Source organism: Bradyrhizobium sp. WU425, assembly GCF_021052305.1.
GTDB classification, from domain to species: Bacteria; Pseudomonadota; Alphaproteobacteria; order Rhizobiales; family Xanthobacteraceae; genus Bradyrhizobium; species Bradyrhizobium canariense_D.
In genome coordinates, this window is sequence record NZ_CP088089.1 from 5,794,100 (window position 1) to 5,809,228 (window position 15,129).

Sequence of the window (15,129 nt, forward strand, 5' to 3'; positions counted from 1 at the left end):
TCTTTGACTTGCAAAGCGCGTGACCCGGCCGTGCCGGATCATGCTGCAACGTGTACGATGTCAGTAGCGCGGCGGCTGCGCCGGGATCTGCGGAGCCGGGTCGGTCGAAATCGACACCGCCGCGCCCGATTGCAGCTTGAGCTGGCCGACGGCGACGACCTTGTCGCCCGGCTTCACGCCCTTGACGATTTCGACGCGGCCTTCGACCCGGTTGCCGGTCTGCACGAAAGTGCGCACCGCGCTCAGGCTGGTCTTGCCGTCGGCTTCCTTCTTCTCGGTGATCACGAACACCGAGTCGCCGTACAGCGTGTAGTCGACCGCCGTCTCCGGCACGGTGACTACGGCCGGCTTGTCCGGCAGCACCACCGTGGTGGTCACGAACATGCCGGGCTTCAGGATCTTCTCCGGATTAGCGATGGTCGCCTGCACGCGGATGTTACGGGTGTCGGTCGAGATCTGCGGCTCGATCGTGGTGATTTTGGCGTCGAAGGTGCGGCCGGGATAGGCGTCGACCTTCAGCCGGACCGGTTGACCGACCTTGAGGCTGCCCGAGTCCTTTTCCGTCACCGTGAAGTTGGCCCACAGCTCCGACAGATCCGTCAGCGAAACGATGGCCGTGCCGGCGGTCAGATACTGGCCGACCTCGACCTTGCGGACGCCGAGATCGCCGGAGAACGGCGCGCGGACCAGCTTCTGCGAGATCAACGCTTCGGTCTTGGCGATACCCGCCTGCGCCTGATCGTACGCGGCCTGCGCGGTGTCGACGGTTGCCTGCGGCCCGAACTGGCGCGACGCCAGTTGCTTGGCGCGATCGAGCGACAGCTGTGCGACGGTGGCCTGCGCCTTGTAATTGGCGAGGTCGCCCTGCTCCGGCGCGTCGAACATCTGCACGAGCGGTGTGCCGGCCTCGACATGCGTGCCCGGCTCGAACTTGATCTCGGTGACACGGCCGTTGACGTCGGCGCTGACGTCGACCTGGTGCACGGCGGCGAGACCACCGACGGCGGTCAACAGGTTCGGCACCACCTCGGACTTTGCCTCGGCGGCGCTGACCGCGACCGGCGGCGGCTTGTTGTTGGCGAAGAACTGCTTGATCATCTGGCCGCGGAAATAATTGAACCAGACGAGGCCACCGACGAGCACGGCCAGAAGCGTGCCGACGACGATGAACCAGAGCACCGGCCGGACCGGACGCTTGGGAGCCTTGTTGTCGATCGGTTCGCCCGAAATCTTGTGTTCGGTCACGATGTTCATGTCATGCACTTTCTGCAATCGCCGTCTTGCCCGCACAACTGGCCTGATCGCGGCCCAAATGCGAAACAATTGCGGCGTCGTTAAGTCCGATACCCCTCAGGAGAAACTCACAGAGCTGCCGCTCGAGGTCGTTCGCCTTGCCGTAAGCGAGACACGGCGTGGCCGGCAGCCTAGTCAGCGCAGCCGTCATCACGGTGTGATGCGCAAACCAGAACAGGTTGAGCGGTTCGCCGTTGTATGGCCGCGCGTCCCCCGCGGCAACCGCACGCTCGAGCGAGGCGACGAAGGCCGCCCCGATCAGCGCCTCGATCTTGGCATATAGCAACCGGGCAAATTCGCCATCCTCCAAATGACTCGTGGTCATCAGTCGCAGGCGCTGGGCCTCTTCCTGGTCAGGGCCATCGGCGATGTGCATGAAATGCCCGACCATGCCGCGGATCACTTCGACCAACGTAGCGGTCGACGGCTCACGTTCGAGCAGCTCCATGAGCGCCGGGTCCGCCTCGCATTCATCGCTGAGAATTTCGGCGTAAAGCGCGGCCTTGGACGGGAAATGCTTGAACAGTAGCGCTTCGGAAATGGCAGCGGCGGCCGCCACGCTCTTGGTCGTGGTGCCGGTATAGCCGTGTCGGGCAAAGCAACGCTTTGCGGCGCCGAGGATCAATTGACGCCTCAGGTCGCTCGTCATACGCAATGAGCTCATGCTAGTGAGTAAGCACTCACCCACGCAAAAGTCAAGCCGAATGGTGCGATGCAACCTACAAGAATCGTCTCTTAGAGGTATCCGAAGTGCTAAATCGGACGGAAGCCGAGGTCGCCGCGGATCCGGTTGAGAATGTAAGTCCCATCCCGGCTGGGCAAAATCCGCTCCAGATTGGCGCTGTCGATCTTCACATTGGCAAAGCGCGGCCCGGCCGTGACGTCGTGGACGGCTTTGGCGAAGGCCTCGACCTCGGCCATGGTCGTCACAGACCGGCTATCCCCGATGCCGCAGGCCCGGGCGACGCCGACCAGGTCGGCGGCCACGGAAGTGTGGCTGGTCTGACCGCCGGTCTCACCATAGGCCTCGTTGTCGAGCACCGCGATCGAGAGGTTGGACGGCTTCTGGAGGGCGATGGTGGCAAGGCTGCCCATGCCCATCAGCATCTCGCCGTCACCGGTGATGACCAGCACCGGCAACTTTGGCTGCGCCAGAGCGAGGCCCAGGCCGATCATCGCCGCCCCGCCCATGCCGCCCCAGAGGTAGAAATTGCGCGCATGGTCGCCGGCTGCGCACATGTCGTTGGTGGAGGCGCCGAGGCCGCCGATCGCAACCACGTCCTTGCGGTCCGCGAGAAGCGTGGACACCACCTGACGGCGGTCGAGGAGATTGGCCTTGCTCATTTGGTGAAAACCTTGGCGCCGATCAGGCGCTGCGACAGCAGGACGGCGGTGGGTGTGAGCGCGTTGTAGGCCTGCGCGGCCGCCGCCTCGAGCACGGCCGGCACCTCTGCTGCGGTCGAAGCCCGCAGCACCTTGACGCCCGAGAGTTCGAACACGCCCTGCGTGGTCGATCCCATCGGCACCTGCCATGGATTGAACTCGCCCCACTCGCCACGCATCGTCACCAGCGTGAGGAAGGGAAAGCGCAGGATCGGGATCAGCGAGAGCATGTTAATGCAATTGCCGACCCCGCTCGACTGCATCAACAGCACGCCGCGCTGGCCCCCCGTCCATGCGCCGGCGAGAAGCGCCACGCCCTCCTCCTCCGTCGTGAGCGGAATGCCGCGCATCGTGGACGATGCCAGCACGCGCTGGATCAGCTTTGAATGGCCGGCGTCGGGCACGTAGGGCACCTGCCGAACGTCGAAGCGTTGCAAGGTCGCGAAAATATCGTCGGGCCAATGAGTGCTGGACTCGGCGGCCGTGTCGGCAGCGTCAGCGCGGGCGTGCATTTTCCTGTCCGGTCGGCTTGCAAATCGCGGCTCGACTGTAGACGGTGAACCGAGCCGCTCAAAAGAGCGAATACAGCATATCGGACTCAACCGGCGAGTATGGCGGCATGAACGCAAGTGCGAATGAACTGGCGGCCAGTTTCGATCTGGAACAGCTGACGGCGGAATTCTACGACAATCCCTACCCGACCTATCGTGCACTGCGGGAGAACGAGCCGGTCAAGCGCCTGCGCAACGGCACCGTGTTCCTGACCCGCTATGACGACCTCGTTACGACCTACAAGAACACAAAATCGTTCAGCTCGGACAAGAAGCGCGAGTTCGCGCCGAAATACGGCGACACCCCGCTCTACGAGCACCACACCACGAGCCTCGTCTTCAACGATCCGCCGGCGCATACCCGCGTGCGGCGTCTGATCATGGGCGCGCTGTCGCCGCGCGCGATCGCGGGGATGGAGCCTGACATCATCAAGCTGGTCGACGGCTTGCTTGACGCCATTGCCGCCAAAGGTGATTGCGAGCTGATCGAGGACTTCGCCGCCTCGATCCCGATCGAGGTGATCGGCAATCTGCTTGACGTGCCCCATGACGAGCGCGCGCCGCTGCGCGACTGGTCGCTGGCGATCCTGGGCGCCCTCGAACCGGTGGTGTCGCCTGAAGTGGCTGCCCGCGGCAACAAGGCGGTGACGGACTTCCTCGCCTACCTCCGAACGCTGGTCGCGCGCCGGCGCGAAAGGCCCGGCAACCCCGAGCGCGACGTGCTGACGCGCCTGATACAGGGTGAAGACAACGGCGAGCGGCTGACCGAGAAGGAGCTGCTGCACAACTGCATCTTCCTGCTCAATGCCGGCCACGAGACCACCACCAACCTGATCGGCAACGGCCTCGTGGCGCTCGACCGGAATCCGGATCAGAAGCGGCGGCTGATCGACAATCCTGAGCTGATCAAGACTGCGGTCGAAGAGATGCTGCGCTACGAGAGCTCGAACCAGCTCGGCAACCGCATGACCACGGAGCGGGTCGAACTCGGCGGCGTCATGCTCGAAGCCGGCACATCCATCACGCTCTGTATCGGCGCTGCCAACCGTGACCCCGCACAGTTTCCGGACCCGGAGAGATTCGACATCGCGCGCACGCCGAACCGGCATCTCGCCTTCGCCACCGGCGCGCATCAATGCGCCGGCATGGCGCTGGCACGATTGGAAGGCGCCATCGCGGTCTCACGCTTCTTGGCGCGCTTCCCGAACTATGCCGTGAGCGGACGGCCGGTCAGGGGTGGACGGGTGCGGTTCCGCGGCTTTTTGAGCGTGCCCTGCGCGATCGGCTGAGGCCTCAAACGAAAAAACGCGAAAACAACCCCATGCACAGTAGAAGGTTACCGGCGCGGGATGGGCCAGCGATTCCGCGCAACCATTTGACATCTCAGGCCATCAGCGCCGCCGCGCGCAACAATTGCCGGAAGGCCTAAACCACCGTCTTGTGCCGCGCGATGCAGGTTTGCAGCACCTCGTCCAACGGTTTACCCCACCAGTCGTTGGAGAAGATTTCGATCTCCGAATAGCCGGCAAAGCCCTGTGCTTCGACCGCTGCGCGCACCGATTTGATGTCGATCACGCCGTCGCCCATCATCCCGCGGTCGTTGAGAATGTCCCTGGTCGGCACCAGCCAGTCGCAGACATGGAAGGCGAGCAGGCGATCTCGACCGGCGCGCGCGATCTGCCCCATCAGCTCCGGATCCCACCAGATGTGATAGACGTCCAGCGCGACGCCGAGCATGCCGCTGCGATCAGGGTCGAGCCGGTCGCAGATGTCGAGCGCCTGCTTCGTCGTGTTGACGCAGGCGCGGTCGGCCGCATAGGCCGGATGCAGCGGCTCGATCGCCAGCGGCAGCTTGGCCTGTTTGGCGTAGTCGAGCATTTCGGCGAGCGCTTCCTCGACCTGCGTCCGCGCGCCGGCGATGTCCTTCGACGCCTCGCTGCCCGGCCGCGAATATTGCGGCAGGCCGCCGACGACGAGCACGACGCAGGGGGCGCCCAGTGCCTTGGCTTCATCGACGCAGCGCCGGTTGTCGTCTCGCACCTCGCCGCGGCGCGCTGCGTCGGAGGTGAACATGCCGCCACGGCAATAGCCCGATAGGTCGAGACCGGCATCGCGCACCGCACGCGCGGCACGATCGAGGCCGACGGTTGCGACCTGGTCGCGCCAGGGGTCGATGGCGCGGATACCGTGCCTGGCACAGGCGTCGATGATCTCGACGAGATCACCCTGTTTCCGGATTGTCGCCGTGTTGAGCGACAGCCAACGATGGTCGGACGAGAAATCACGCATCAGGATTCGATTCCGTGCGTTGAGAGCACCGCCTGCATCCGCCGCGTCGCCAGCTCCGGATCGGCGAGCAGTCCGGCCTTGTCGGCCAGCCGGAACAGTTCGGCCAGATGCAGCGTCGAGCGCGTGCTCTCCTGCCCGCCGACCATGGTGAAGTGGTCCTGGTGGCCGTTGAGATAGGCCATGAAAACCACGCCGGTCTTGTAGAACCGCGTCGGCGCCTTGAAGATGTGCCGCGACAGCGGCACCGTCGGCCCCAGCACGTCGTGGAAGCCGGCTTCGTCACCCGCTGCCAGGCGCGACAAGGCGTAGGACGCCGCCGGCGCGATCGCGTCAAAAATGCCGAGCAGCGCGTGCGAAAAGCCTTCGACGTCGCCGGCGATCAGCTCCGCATAATTGAAATCGTCGCCCGTATACATCTTGATGCGCTTGTCGAGACGACGGCGCATGTCGATCTCGCGCTGCTTGTCGAGCAGCGATACCTTGACACCGTCGACCTTGGCGGCGTTGCCGTTGATGATGGCGACCGCAATATCCATCGCCTTGTCGAGATCGTTGGTGCCCCAATATCCCGTCAGCGCCGGATCGAACATGTCGCCGAGCCAGTGGATGATCACGGGCTCGCGAACCTGCGACAGCACGCGATGATAGACCTTTGCGTAATCGTCGGCATTACGGCCAAGCTTCGCCAGCGCGCGCGACGCCATCAAGATGATGCGGCCGCCGACCTTCTCGACCGCCGATGTCTGCTCCTCATAGGCGCGGATCACGTCGTCCATATTTCTGGCGTCCTCCACCGCGAGATGGTCGGTGCCCGCTCCGGAAAACACCAGCGCGTTGCGACGCTTGGCGGCAGACACCGAGCGCGTGATCAGCTCCAGCGAGGTCGGCCAGTCCAGCCCCATGCCGCGTTGCGCGGTGTCCATGGCTTCCGCAACGCCAAGCCCGAGGTCCCAGACGTGCTCGCGGAAGGCGATAGTCTTGTCCCAGTCGACAGCGGCGGAGAGCCACGGGTCGTTGTCGGCAAAGGGATCGGTCACGGTATGGACGGCCGAGAACGCGATGCGGCTCAGCGGCCCCTCGAGCTTTGCCGGAAACGTTCGCGAGGCCGCGAGCCGGTAGGTCTCGATCGAGCGATCGGCTTTCGGCAGCTTGAGCGACAGGGACGACGTTGACGGAACGGGCTTGGGCTGGACGGGCTTGTTCATTATTCCCTCCTCAGACCTTAATCGGCGCGACGTCGATCCAGCGCCGCTCCTTCCAGCTCTTCAGCGCGCATTCGGCGAGCTGCACGCCCTTGACGCCTTCGAGCAGCGTGAATTTGTAGGGCGCATCCTCGTAGACGTGGCGGATGAACATCTCCCACTGCTCCTTGAAGCCGTTGTCGTAGGTGACGTTGTCAGGCAGCTTCTGCCAGTCGCCGTAGAAATCGTGCAGCCGCTTCTCGTCGGGATTCCATACCGGCCGGGGCGTCGCCTGCCGCGCCTGGATCATGCAGTCGGAAAGGCCGGCGACGGCCGAGCCCAGCGTGCCGTCGACCTGGAAGGTGACGAGATCGTCGCGATAGACGCGCGTCACCCAGGACATGTTGATGTGGGCGATGGCGCCGCCCTTGAGCTGGAACGTGGCATAGGCGGAGTCGTCGGCGGTCGCCTTGTACTTCTTGCCCTGCTCGTCGAAACGCTCGGGGATGTCGGTGTTGCCGATGCAGCTCACGCTCTCGACCTCGCCAAAGAGATTGTCGAGCACGTAGCGCCAGTGGCAAACCATGTCGAGGATGATGCCGCCGCCATCCTCGTCGCGGTAATTCCATGACGGCCGCTGCGCCTCCTGCCAGCCGCCTTCGAACACCCAATAGCCGAACTCGCCGCGCACCGAGAGAATACGGCCGAAGAAGCCGGAGTCGCGCAGGAAGGCGATCTTCTTCAGGCCGGGCAGGAACAGCTTGTCCTGCACCGTGCCGTGCTTGATGCCCTTGGAATTGGCGAGCTTGACGACCTCGAGCGCCGCCTCGAAGTTCGTCGCGATCGGCTTCTCGCAATAAACGTGCTTGCCGGCATTGATGGCCTGGGTCAGAAGGCCCGGCCGTGCCTGTGTGGTCGCGGCATCGAAGAACATGGTGTCGTTCTTGTCGGCGAGGGCGGCATCGAGATCGGTGGTCCAGCGCGTGACGTTGTAGCGCTTGGCAAGGGCCTCGACCTTCTCGGCGCTGCGGCCGACCAGGATCGGGTCCGGCATCACGCGGTCGCCGTTCTTCAAGCGGACGCCGCCCTGCTCGCGGATCGCGACGATCGAGCGGATCAGATGCTGGTTGAGCCCCATGCGGCCGGTGACGCCGTTCATGATGAGGCCGAGGCGTTGGGTGGTCATGCCGATTGCTCCCTAGGTGATTTGGGCTGTTCGAGCGGGCGTAGCGCCGACCAGTCCGGATGGACCGACGTCGCAAAACCCGTTGTGCGAAGCGATCCCGTCAGGAGATCGCCGTCGTGAATGGAGAGACGGATACCCTGCCCGGCATCGGCGTAGAGATCGGGGTGAGCGGCGGCGAACGCTTGGGTCTCTGCGGCAGGCGTATCACCGAAGCCATCCACATAATGATGGCTGTTACGTTCGGCATGGGTGATGCCGATGAAGGCACCGAGCGCAAGGTCCTGCTGCACGGCGACGCCCGCCTGGCAGGTCAGGTCCTCGCCGGTCACGAAGAATCTTTCGCCGGCCACGCTCCATTTCGCCGCGCGCGTCGCGTTGACGATGGACTTGTAAAGCCCTTTGCACGATTTCGACGAGATGCCGTGATAGCCAAGCGCCCGTGCCGCAGGAAACGTATCGTAGGAATCGTCGGCTTCGTCGATGATGAAACCGCGCGCAGCGAGAGAGCCGAGCGGCGACAGCCTCGTAACATCGCGCGGCATTGGCTGCTCGATATAGAGCAGCCTGGATGAAATCGATCGCAGCGCAGTGTCATGGTCGAGCCGGCCGATGAGTTCATGCAAGGCTGCGAGATCGGCATATTGCTCGTTGGCATCGAGCGTCAGGTTGTAGTCACGGTCCAGCGCATCGAGCTCCTTGCCGATGCGCGCCAGCCGCGCTGCATCGGCGACGGGGTCCCCCGATAGCTTCAGCTTGAAGTATCTTGCCCCGGAGTTCTCGCGGGCATCGGCCACCCCGCCCTCGCCTTCAACGGTGTCGTCGAGGCCGACGGTATGCCTGATGGCAACACGCGGCAGCGGCTTCCGGCCGGATAGAAACGTCGTGAGATCCGTCTCCTTCAGGTCGGGCGAAAGCCGCGCGTCGATGCCGGCGATGTTGCCGGCCATGCCGTCGAAAAAATTGGTCTCGGCAGCGCGGAGCAGCGCATCGAGGATCGCTTTGTCGATTTCGGCGGGGCCGTAAGCCGCCGCAAGCGCCGGAATGTTCTTTTTCGCACATGTCGCGACCTGGGCACCGATGCACGAGGCATGCAGATCGAATGCCGTCAAAAACCCGGTTCGCGCGAGATAAAGCCCCCGCGCGATCTCCAGCGCGCGGCGCAAATCATCGACAGTCTGCGCCGGCGACAGTTCCGGCCGCTTGTCGAACCATTTCGGCACCAGCAGCTCGGCGCTGGCACCGACCGCGCTTCCCCGGCCCTCCACCTCGATCTCGACCCGCACGAACAGCTGCGGCGTCGCGTTGATCGTGATCGCGCCAAAGCGGAACGGCCGCGCGAACTGCACGGGACGTTCGAAGAACGCGATATCTCGCAGCTTCAGACGCGGCGCCATGGCTTTAGTCCAGCGAACCTTGCGAGAAGAAATGCTTGCGTATGCGCTGTACGAGTTCGGTGAACACAGGGTCGGCCATCACGTCGAGCGAGCGCGGGCGCGGCAGCGGGACGTCGTAGATCGCGGCGACCGCGCCGGGCCGCTCGGTCATGACCAGCACGCGATCGGCGAGGAACACGGCCTCGGGGATCGAATGCGTGATCAGCAGCACCGTCTTTCTGGTCTCGCGCTGGATCCGCATCAGCTCGACATTCATGCGCTCGCGCGTCAACGCGTCGAGGGCGCCGAACGGCTCGTCCATCAGCATGATCCTGGGATCATGCACCAGCGCGCGGCAGATCGAGGCGCGCTGCTGCATGCCCCCGGAGAGCTGCCACGGCAGCTTCTTCTCGAAGCCTTCGAGCCCGACCAGCTTCAACAGCGCCTTGGCGCGGTCGAGATATGTCTGCCGCGGCAGCCGCTTCATGTCGATCGGCAGCATCACGTTGGACAGGATGTTGCGCCATGGCAGCAGCAGCGCGTTCTGGAACACGATGCCGACATTGCCGTGCGGCGTCGTCACCTTCTCACCCTCGACCAGGATCTCGCCCGTCGTCGGCGGCAGCAGTCCCGAGATCAGCTTGAGCAGCGTGGACTTGCCGCAGCCGGATGGGCCGACCACGACGAAGAACTCGCCGTCGTTGATGTGAAAGTCGAGCGGCCGCAACGACGGCACATCGCCGTCGCGCGTCCTATAGGTCTTCGACACGCCGGACAGTTTGATGCCCGACGCATCGCCCGCAGCCCGGTCGCTCACCAGTCTCAGATGCGCGGCCGGTTGCAGGGTTTCACTCAGGGCTGTCGCGGGTTTCACGAACCGCTCTTCGGCAGATAGTCGTTGGTATAGAACGCCTTCGGGTTCTCCTTGGCCTTGGCATCGAGCCCGCCATATTCGACCATCAGATTGACGCTGTCGGTCATGTTCTGGTCGGTGACCTGGAACGGCCGCTTGCTCTTGGTCTCAGCAGTCCGGTAGAGCGGAATGGTTAGCTCAAAACCCTGCGTCAGCGTGTCGATCTTGCCGCCCTTGGGGTTGGCATCGAGGATCGACTGTGCCGCGGCCTTCGGCTCCTTCTCGGCGGCTTCGACCGCTTTCGTCGTCGCCGACATGAAGCGGCGGACGAGGTCGGCATTGGCTTTCACATAGTCAGTGTTGGCGATGATCCCCGAGGAGACCATGTTGATGCCGTAGTCGGCGAACTTGATCGGATAGACGTCCTTGCCAGTGGCGTCCTTGATCTTCATCGACTGGTCCATGACGTAGCCGAGCAAGAGGTCAGCCTGGCCGTTGATGACCGCGTTGAGCTTGGTCTGGCCATCGCCCGCCACCGTCTGGAAGTCGCTTTCCTTCAGGCCGGTCTTCTTCAGGAACAGCGGCCAGATCTGCGTCATGGAATCGGCCGGCGTGATCGCCACCGTCTTGCCCTTGATATCCTCGGGCTTCCTGATGTTCTTGTCGACGAAACCCATCGCGGACATCGGGCTGGTCTGGAGCAGCACGCCGGTCGCGACCACCGGGGCGCCCTTGATCGCGGCGCGCATCATGGTGGGCACGTCGACATAGCCGAAATCGGCGGTCTTGGCGGCCACCGCCTGCGTGGTCGCAGCCGAGCCGCGGCCTTCCTGGATCTCGAGGTCGATGCCTTCGGCGGCGTAGATGCCCTTGGCCTTGCCGTAATAAAACGGCGCGTGCTCGCCATAGACGTACCAGTTGAGCATCAGCACGACCTTGTCGGCCGCTTGCGCCGGCATGGCTGCGAACACCATCAGCGCCGCCGAGACAGCTCCTATCCACCGCTTCATCGTCACTCTCCCTTATCGTTGTTGCGCCGGCCTTTGGCGGCCGTTCGTTGCTTTGGTTGCTGTTAAGAGGCGAAAATCACGTCCTCGCGCTGGCTGACATGCCAGGGAATGACCAGCTTCTCGATCCGGTCCACGATCCAGAACAGGATGACGCCGAGCAGCGCCAGGATCACGAGCGCTGCGAACATCGTGGGCAGGTCGAAGGTGCCGATCGAGCGCTGCATCACATAGCCGATGCCGGAATTGGAGCCGACGAACTCGCCGACGACGGCGCCGACCACGGCGAGCGTCACTGACACTTTGAGGCCGGAGAAGATCGCGGGCAGCGCATGCGGCAGGTTCACCGCGCAAAACACCTGGAAGCGGCTGCCCTGCATGGCGCGGGCGAGATCGACCATATCTGGATCGACCGATTTGAAGCCCTGCACGGCGGAGACCACCACCGGAAAGAAGCCGAGCAGGAACGCCGAAATCACTTTCGGAATGATGCCGAAGCCAAACCAGACTACGAACAGCGGCGCGATCGCGATCTTCGGCACGGATTGCGAGAACACCAGCAGCGGATAGACGTAGCTCTCCACCGTCTCGGAGCCCGCGATCAGCATCGCGATGGGGATGCCAAACAACGCCGAGAGCGCGAAACCGCAGACGGTGGCATAAGTCGTCGGCCAGGACTGGCGCAACAGTTCCGGCCAATCGGTGCGCAGCACCGCAATGACATCGCCCGGCGACGGGATCTGGTAGGCGGGAATCTTGAACAGCCGGATGGCGAGATCCCAGGCCACGACGATGAACACCAGGAACAAAAACGGCCGAATCCAGGCCGCATTCAGCATCTTGGACACCGCACTCTGCGGCTTCAGCTCAGCCACGTCTCACTCCCGGCAGTCTTGTTCGTTGGGCGAGAAATTAACCCGTTGGGTAAATACTGTCCAGCGGTTTTCCTGCGACGTTTTGGGCGGGTTCCGGGTGGCTTGAGGGACGCGTCGGCAGCGCCACGTCTTCGGTGTCATTCCCCGCGAAGGCGGGGAATCCAGTACGCCGCGACCCGTCGGCTCAACCAAAACCGTCTCGGAGTACTGGATCGTCCGGTCAAGCCGGACGATGACGGCTGAGTTCGGAGAAGCGCCGATAATCCATCGAGCTGTAGCGAGTTACACCGCTAAACCGTCTGCGCCACCGCAGCGCGCGACTTCGGCGCCTTCGTCATAGCTAACAGTGCGGCCGACTGCCCCGTCAGCGCTGCCAGCACGAGGCCGACCATGTGGTCCAGCCGCTCGTCCTTGGCGTCCTTGGCCAGCAAATCGCGACCGAAGATCACGCTAAGCGTCGCCGAGTTCGACAGATAGAAGAAGCAGAGTCCCGCGATCGAGATGTAGAGCTGGACAGGATCGACCGCGACCTTGAAGTCGCCGCCGGACACACCGCGCCGCACCACGGTGCCGATCATCTCGACGAAGGGCGAGTGCATCGACTTCACCTTGGTCGATTTCTTGAGATGCTTTGCGCGCGCGAGATTCTCGGTCTGGAGCAGCGACAGGAATTCGGGATTGCGCAGGAAATAATTCCAGGTGAACTCAATTAGGCGGCGGATGGCCTCGGGCGGATCGAGATGTTCGAGATCGAGCCCGCGCTCCTCGCTGCGGATCTTGTCATAGGCGCCTTCGAGCACCGCGAGATAGAGCTCGTCCTTGTTGCCGACGTGATAATACAGCATCCGCTTGTTGGCGCCGGCGTTGGCCGCGATGCGGTCGACGCGCGCACCGGCAAGCCCGTGCGCCGAGAATTCCTGCTTGGCGGCTTCGAGAATGCGCAGCCGCATCCCCTCGGGATCGCGCTGCCATTTCAGAGTTCGCTTTGCCGCTGCTTTCGCCAAACCGGTTGCTCGCTGGGTGCTATCAGGATGCCGTGTAACACGCGCTCGGCCCGCCGCATAGTTTCGTCATTGCGAGCGTAGCGACCCAATCCAGACTGCCACCACGGAGGCAGTCTGGGTTGCTTCGTCGCAAGAGCTCCTCGCAATGACGAGGGGAGGACTGAACCTCAATCCACCGGCTTCGACGAGCGCTCCAGCAGGACCGTCTGGGTGCCGCAGGTGCCGGTCCGCACCGTCATCACCCGCGTGCCCGGCTTGCGGCCGTTGCGCACGTCGCTGACGTCGAGGCCGGCGGCAATCAGGCGGGCGCGCGTGGCGTCGATATCGGCCACCCGCCAGCTCAGGCCCCAGAGGCGGTCATGCAGGGAATCGCCGCCCGCAACGGGGCGGCGCACCACCTCGACGACGAGATCGCCGCAGCGGAAGAACATCAGCTGGCCCCAATCCTGGTGCGAGCGGTCAAGCGCCAGATCGAGCCCGAGCCGCGCGCCATAGAGCGCGGCGGCGCGATCGGAGTCTTCGGTCGTGATCACGACGTGGTCGAGCGCATCGATCGGCGCGATATCGGTCGCCGGCGAAAGCGGACGCTCATCAGCCAGTTCGAGGAAGAACATGCGCACGCCGCGCGTGAGCTCCGTGGCGGCGCGCGTCCGCTTCCAGTGCAGGACCGCACCGCTCTCCGCATCGCTGCTTTCGACCTCGGCGACCGGATCCGGCTTGAGCGCCACCCGCTCCAGCCGCCGGTGCATTTTTCTCATGTCCGCGACACGAAAGCACAGGCTGGCGAGCACGCCTTCCTGGTCATCGAGCAGCGCGCGCATGCGGTCGGCGGCCACGCTGAAGCCGTTCGGCGCCATCAATTCGATCGTCATGTTCGCAAGAGTGAACAACACCCGGTCGGCGCCCTCGCCCGAGTTCTGCCAGGCCGGCGCGCGCCCGAGCAGCGTCTGATAGGCCGCCTTGGCCGCACCGATATCCCTGACCAGTGCGACGACGTGATCGAGGCCGGTGATCATGCTTCCCCCTGTTGAGCGGCCCGGAACCGTGGACCGAGAGACGGCGTTTGTCCGGGCTTGGCATTACCCGGTGATGGTCGTATTCCGGCCGCATGCCGACCTCAAGCACTCCCAGCGGCGGTTTTGCGAATAATTTCAGCGGTCCCGCGACGGAACCGGTGTTACAGTAAGCACGCCGGCCGGGACCACAAAGCGCATCACGGACAAGCAATGCAGGCTCTCTTCATCGGACAGACCTATATCGACGTCGTCTTCATCACCGACCACATGCCGACCGGCGACGAGAAGCACGTGGCCTCCGACTACGCGGTTTCCTTCGGCGGCAATGCGGTGACCGCGGCGTTCTGCTGCGCCAAGCTCGGCATCGTGCCCGATCTGATCGCCACCGCGGCCAATGACTGGCTCGGCCGCATGTTCATGGACATGTGCGCGAAATATGCGATTTCGCTCCATGGGCGGAAGGTCAATCAGTCCTCGCTGTCCTTCATCATGCCCAAGGACGGCAAGCGCGCCATCGTCCGCTGCCGCGACGACGACCACATCCATCCCTTCCCGATGCTCAATCTCGGCGGCTGCCGCGCGCTGCATGTCGACGGCCATCAGCCCGATGCCGCGATCCACTACGCAAAAGTCTGCCGCGAGGCCGGCATCTTGACCTCGCTCGACGGTGGCGGCCTGCGCACCAACACGCATGAGCTATTGGAATTCATCGACGTCGCGATCGTCGCCGAGCGCCTGTGCGAGCAGATGGATCTCACGCCGGAAAAGATGCTGGACTATCTCAAGAGCCGCGGCTGCAAGATCGGCGGCATCACCATGGGCGAGAAGGGCCTGCTCTGGTACGACGAGACCGGAACGGTGCAGGTGATGCCGGCGATGCCGATTCCGCGCGAGCGCGTGATCGACACCAACGGCGCCGGCGACGTCTTCCATGGCGCCTATGTCTATTCCTATCTCGCCCATCCCGGCAAAAGCTGGCGCGAGCATTTCGATTTTGCCCGGGCAGCCTCGACCTTCAAGATCCAGCGTCTTGGCAACGAAGCTGGCCTGCCGACTCTTGTCGACATCGCCAAGGTCAGGCACGAGTTCGAGGTTAGGGTCTAGCGCTCGCAGGGGTC

15 protein-coding genes are annotated in these 15,129 nt (G+C 63.9%); 2 read left to right on the plus strand and 13 right to left on the minus strand.

Translation table 11 applies throughout. From position 1 onward, the window contains the following. Positions 1-60: 60 nt before the first annotated feature. The 4 genes from BcanWU425_RS28035 to BcanWU425_RS28050 form a co-directional block, all read right to left on the minus strand. The gene (locus BcanWU425_RS28035; RefSeq protein ID WP_018457051.1) at positions 61-1,254 is read right to left on the minus strand and encodes an efflux RND transporter periplasmic adaptor subunit; all 1,194 of its coding nucleotides are present in this window, start codon (positions 1,252-1,254) and stop codon (positions 61-63) included. 1 nt (position 1,255) lies between these two features. Continuing rightward, positions 1,256-1,957 carry a TetR/AcrR family transcriptional regulator gene (locus BcanWU425_RS28040; RefSeq protein ID WP_085352143.1) on the minus strand — a complete coding sequence of 234 codons (702 nt, stop codon included), beginning with the start codon at positions 1,955-1,957 and terminating at the stop codon, positions 1,256-1,258. Between the two features lie 89 nt (positions 1,958-2,046). Further along, the gene (locus BcanWU425_RS28045) at positions 2,047-2,637 is read right to left on the minus strand and encodes a thiamine pyrophosphate-dependent enzyme (RefSeq protein ID WP_204510603.1); all 591 of its coding nucleotides are present in this window, start codon (positions 2,635-2,637) and stop codon (positions 2,047-2,049) included. Next, positions 2,634-3,188 carry a phosphonopyruvate decarboxylase gene (locus BcanWU425_RS28050; protein ID WP_204510602.1) on the minus strand — a complete coding sequence of 185 codons (555 nt, stop codon included), beginning with the start codon at positions 3,186-3,188 and terminating at the stop codon, positions 2,634-2,636. The genes BcanWU425_RS28045 and BcanWU425_RS28050 overlap by 4 nt, the downstream gene beginning before the upstream one ends. A gap of 107 nt (positions 3,189-3,295) precedes the next feature. On the opposite strand from BcanWU425_RS28050, the gene BcanWU425_RS28055 reads away from it, so the two are divergent. Beyond that, positions 3,296-4,516, plus strand: a complete 1,221-nt coding sequence (locus BcanWU425_RS28055) for a cytochrome P450 (RefSeq protein ID WP_204510601.1) — start codon at positions 3,296-3,298, stop codon at positions 4,514-4,516. A gap of 136 nt (positions 4,517-4,652) precedes the next feature. Here BcanWU425_RS28055 and BcanWU425_RS28060 read toward each other — a convergent pair whose 3' ends face one another. The 9 genes from BcanWU425_RS28060 to BcanWU425_RS28100 form a co-directional block, all read right to left on the minus strand. Further along, positions 4,653-5,516 (minus strand): sugar phosphate isomerase/epimerase family protein, encoded by an 864-nt coding sequence (locus BcanWU425_RS28060; protein ID WP_018457056.1) that lies wholly within the window; start codon positions 5,514-5,516, stop codon positions 4,653-4,655. Then, positions 5,516-6,721, minus strand: coding sequence for a dihydrodipicolinate synthase family protein (locus BcanWU425_RS28065; protein WP_231188729.1), 1,206 nt, complete (start codon positions 6,719-6,721; stop codon positions 5,516-5,518). Before BcanWU425_RS28065 ends, BcanWU425_RS28060 begins: the two co-directional genes overlap by 1 nt. Before the next feature lie 10 nt (positions 6,722-6,731). Further along, a complete protein-coding gene (locus tag BcanWU425_RS28070; protein ID WP_204510600.1) occupies positions 6,732-7,883 on the minus strand; it encodes a Gfo/Idh/MocA family protein in 1,152 nt (383 codons plus the stop codon). Then, complete coding sequence (locus BcanWU425_RS28075; RefSeq protein WP_204510599.1) at positions 7,880-9,277, minus strand: hypothetical protein; 1,398 nt, start codon at positions 9,275-9,277, stop codon at positions 7,880-7,882. Before BcanWU425_RS28075 ends, BcanWU425_RS28070 begins: the two co-directional genes overlap by 4 nt. Positions 9,278-9,281: 4 nt before the next feature. Continuing rightward, positions 9,282-10,130 (minus strand): ABC transporter ATP-binding protein, encoded by an 849-nt coding sequence (locus tag BcanWU425_RS28080; RefSeq protein WP_204510598.1) that lies wholly within the window; start codon positions 10,128-10,130, stop codon positions 9,282-9,284. After that, positions 10,127-11,119 carry an ABC transporter substrate-binding protein gene (locus BcanWU425_RS28085; protein ID WP_204510597.1) on the minus strand — a complete coding sequence of 331 codons (993 nt, stop codon included), beginning with the start codon at positions 11,117-11,119 and terminating at the stop codon, positions 10,127-10,129. The genes BcanWU425_RS28080 and BcanWU425_RS28085 overlap by 4 nt, the downstream gene beginning before the upstream one ends. A 62-nt stretch (positions 11,120-11,181) precedes the next feature. Then, complete coding sequence (locus BcanWU425_RS28090; protein WP_204510596.1) at positions 11,182-11,991, minus strand: ABC transporter permease; 810 nt, start codon at positions 11,989-11,991, stop codon at positions 11,182-11,184. A gap of 290 nt (positions 11,992-12,281) precedes the next feature. Then, positions 12,282-12,941 carry a TetR/AcrR family transcriptional regulator gene (locus BcanWU425_RS28095; protein WP_018457063.1) on the minus strand — a complete coding sequence of 220 codons (660 nt, stop codon included), beginning with the start codon at positions 12,939-12,941 and terminating at the stop codon, positions 12,282-12,284. 221 nt (positions 12,942-13,162) lie between these two features. Then, positions 13,163-14,011, minus strand: a complete 849-nt coding sequence (locus BcanWU425_RS28100; protein ID WP_018457064.1) for a VOC family protein — start codon at positions 14,009-14,011, stop codon at positions 13,163-13,165. Between the two features lie 210 nt (positions 14,012-14,221). Between BcanWU425_RS28100 and BcanWU425_RS28105 the strand changes: the two genes are divergently transcribed. Next, positions 14,222-15,115 (plus strand): sugar kinase, encoded by an 894-nt coding sequence (locus BcanWU425_RS28105; RefSeq protein WP_007593904.1) that lies wholly within the window; start codon positions 14,222-14,224, stop codon positions 15,113-15,115. The last annotated feature ends 14 nt before the right edge of the window (positions 15,116-15,129 follow it).

Coding starts and splice junctions, on each gene's coding strand:
- BcanWU425_RS28035 (WP_018457051.1), bottom strand. CDS start 1,254: ATGAACATCGTGACCGAACACAAGATTTCGGGCGAACCGATCGACAAC.
- BcanWU425_RS28040 (WP_085352143.1), bottom strand. CDS start 1,957: ATGAGCTCATTGCGTATGACGAGCGACCTGAGGCGTCAATTGATCCTC.
- BcanWU425_RS28045 (WP_204510603.1), bottom strand. CDS start 2,637: ATGAGCAAGGCCAATCTCCTCGACCGCCGTCAGGTGGTGTCCACGCTT.
- BcanWU425_RS28050 (WP_204510602.1), bottom strand. CDS start 3,188: ATGCACGCCCGCGCTGACGCTGCCGACACGGCCGCCGAGTCCAGCACT.
- BcanWU425_RS28055 (WP_204510601.1), top strand. CDS start 3,296: ATGAACGCAAGTGCGAATGAACTGGCGGCCAGTTTCGATCTGGAACAG.
- BcanWU425_RS28060 (WP_018457056.1), bottom strand. CDS start 5,516: ATGCGTGATTTCTCGTCCGACCATCGTTGGCTGTCGCTCAACACGGCG.
- BcanWU425_RS28065 (WP_231188729.1), bottom strand. CDS start 6,721: ATGAACAAGCCCGTCCAGCCCAAGCCCGTTCCGTCAACGTCGTCCCTG.
- BcanWU425_RS28070 (WP_204510600.1), bottom strand. CDS start 7,883: ATGACCACCCAACGCCTCGGCCTCATCATGAACGGCGTCACCGGCCGC.
- BcanWU425_RS28075 (WP_204510599.1), bottom strand. CDS start 9,277: ATGGCGCCGCGTCTGAAGCTGCGAGATATCGCGTTCTTCGAACGTCCC.
- BcanWU425_RS28085 (WP_204510597.1), bottom strand. CDS start 11,119: ATGAAGCGGTGGATAGGAGCTGTCTCGGCGGCGCTGATGGTGTTCGCA.
- BcanWU425_RS28095 (WP_018457063.1), bottom strand. CDS start 12,941: ATGCGGCTGCGCATTCTCGAAGCCGCCAAGCAGGAATTCTCGGCGCAC.
- BcanWU425_RS28100 (WP_018457064.1), bottom strand. CDS start 14,011: ATGATCACCGGCCTCGATCACGTCGTCGCACTGGTCAGGGATATCGGT.
- BcanWU425_RS28105 (WP_007593904.1), top strand. CDS start 14,222: ATGCAGGCTCTCTTCATCGGACAGACCTATATCGACGTCGTCTTCATC.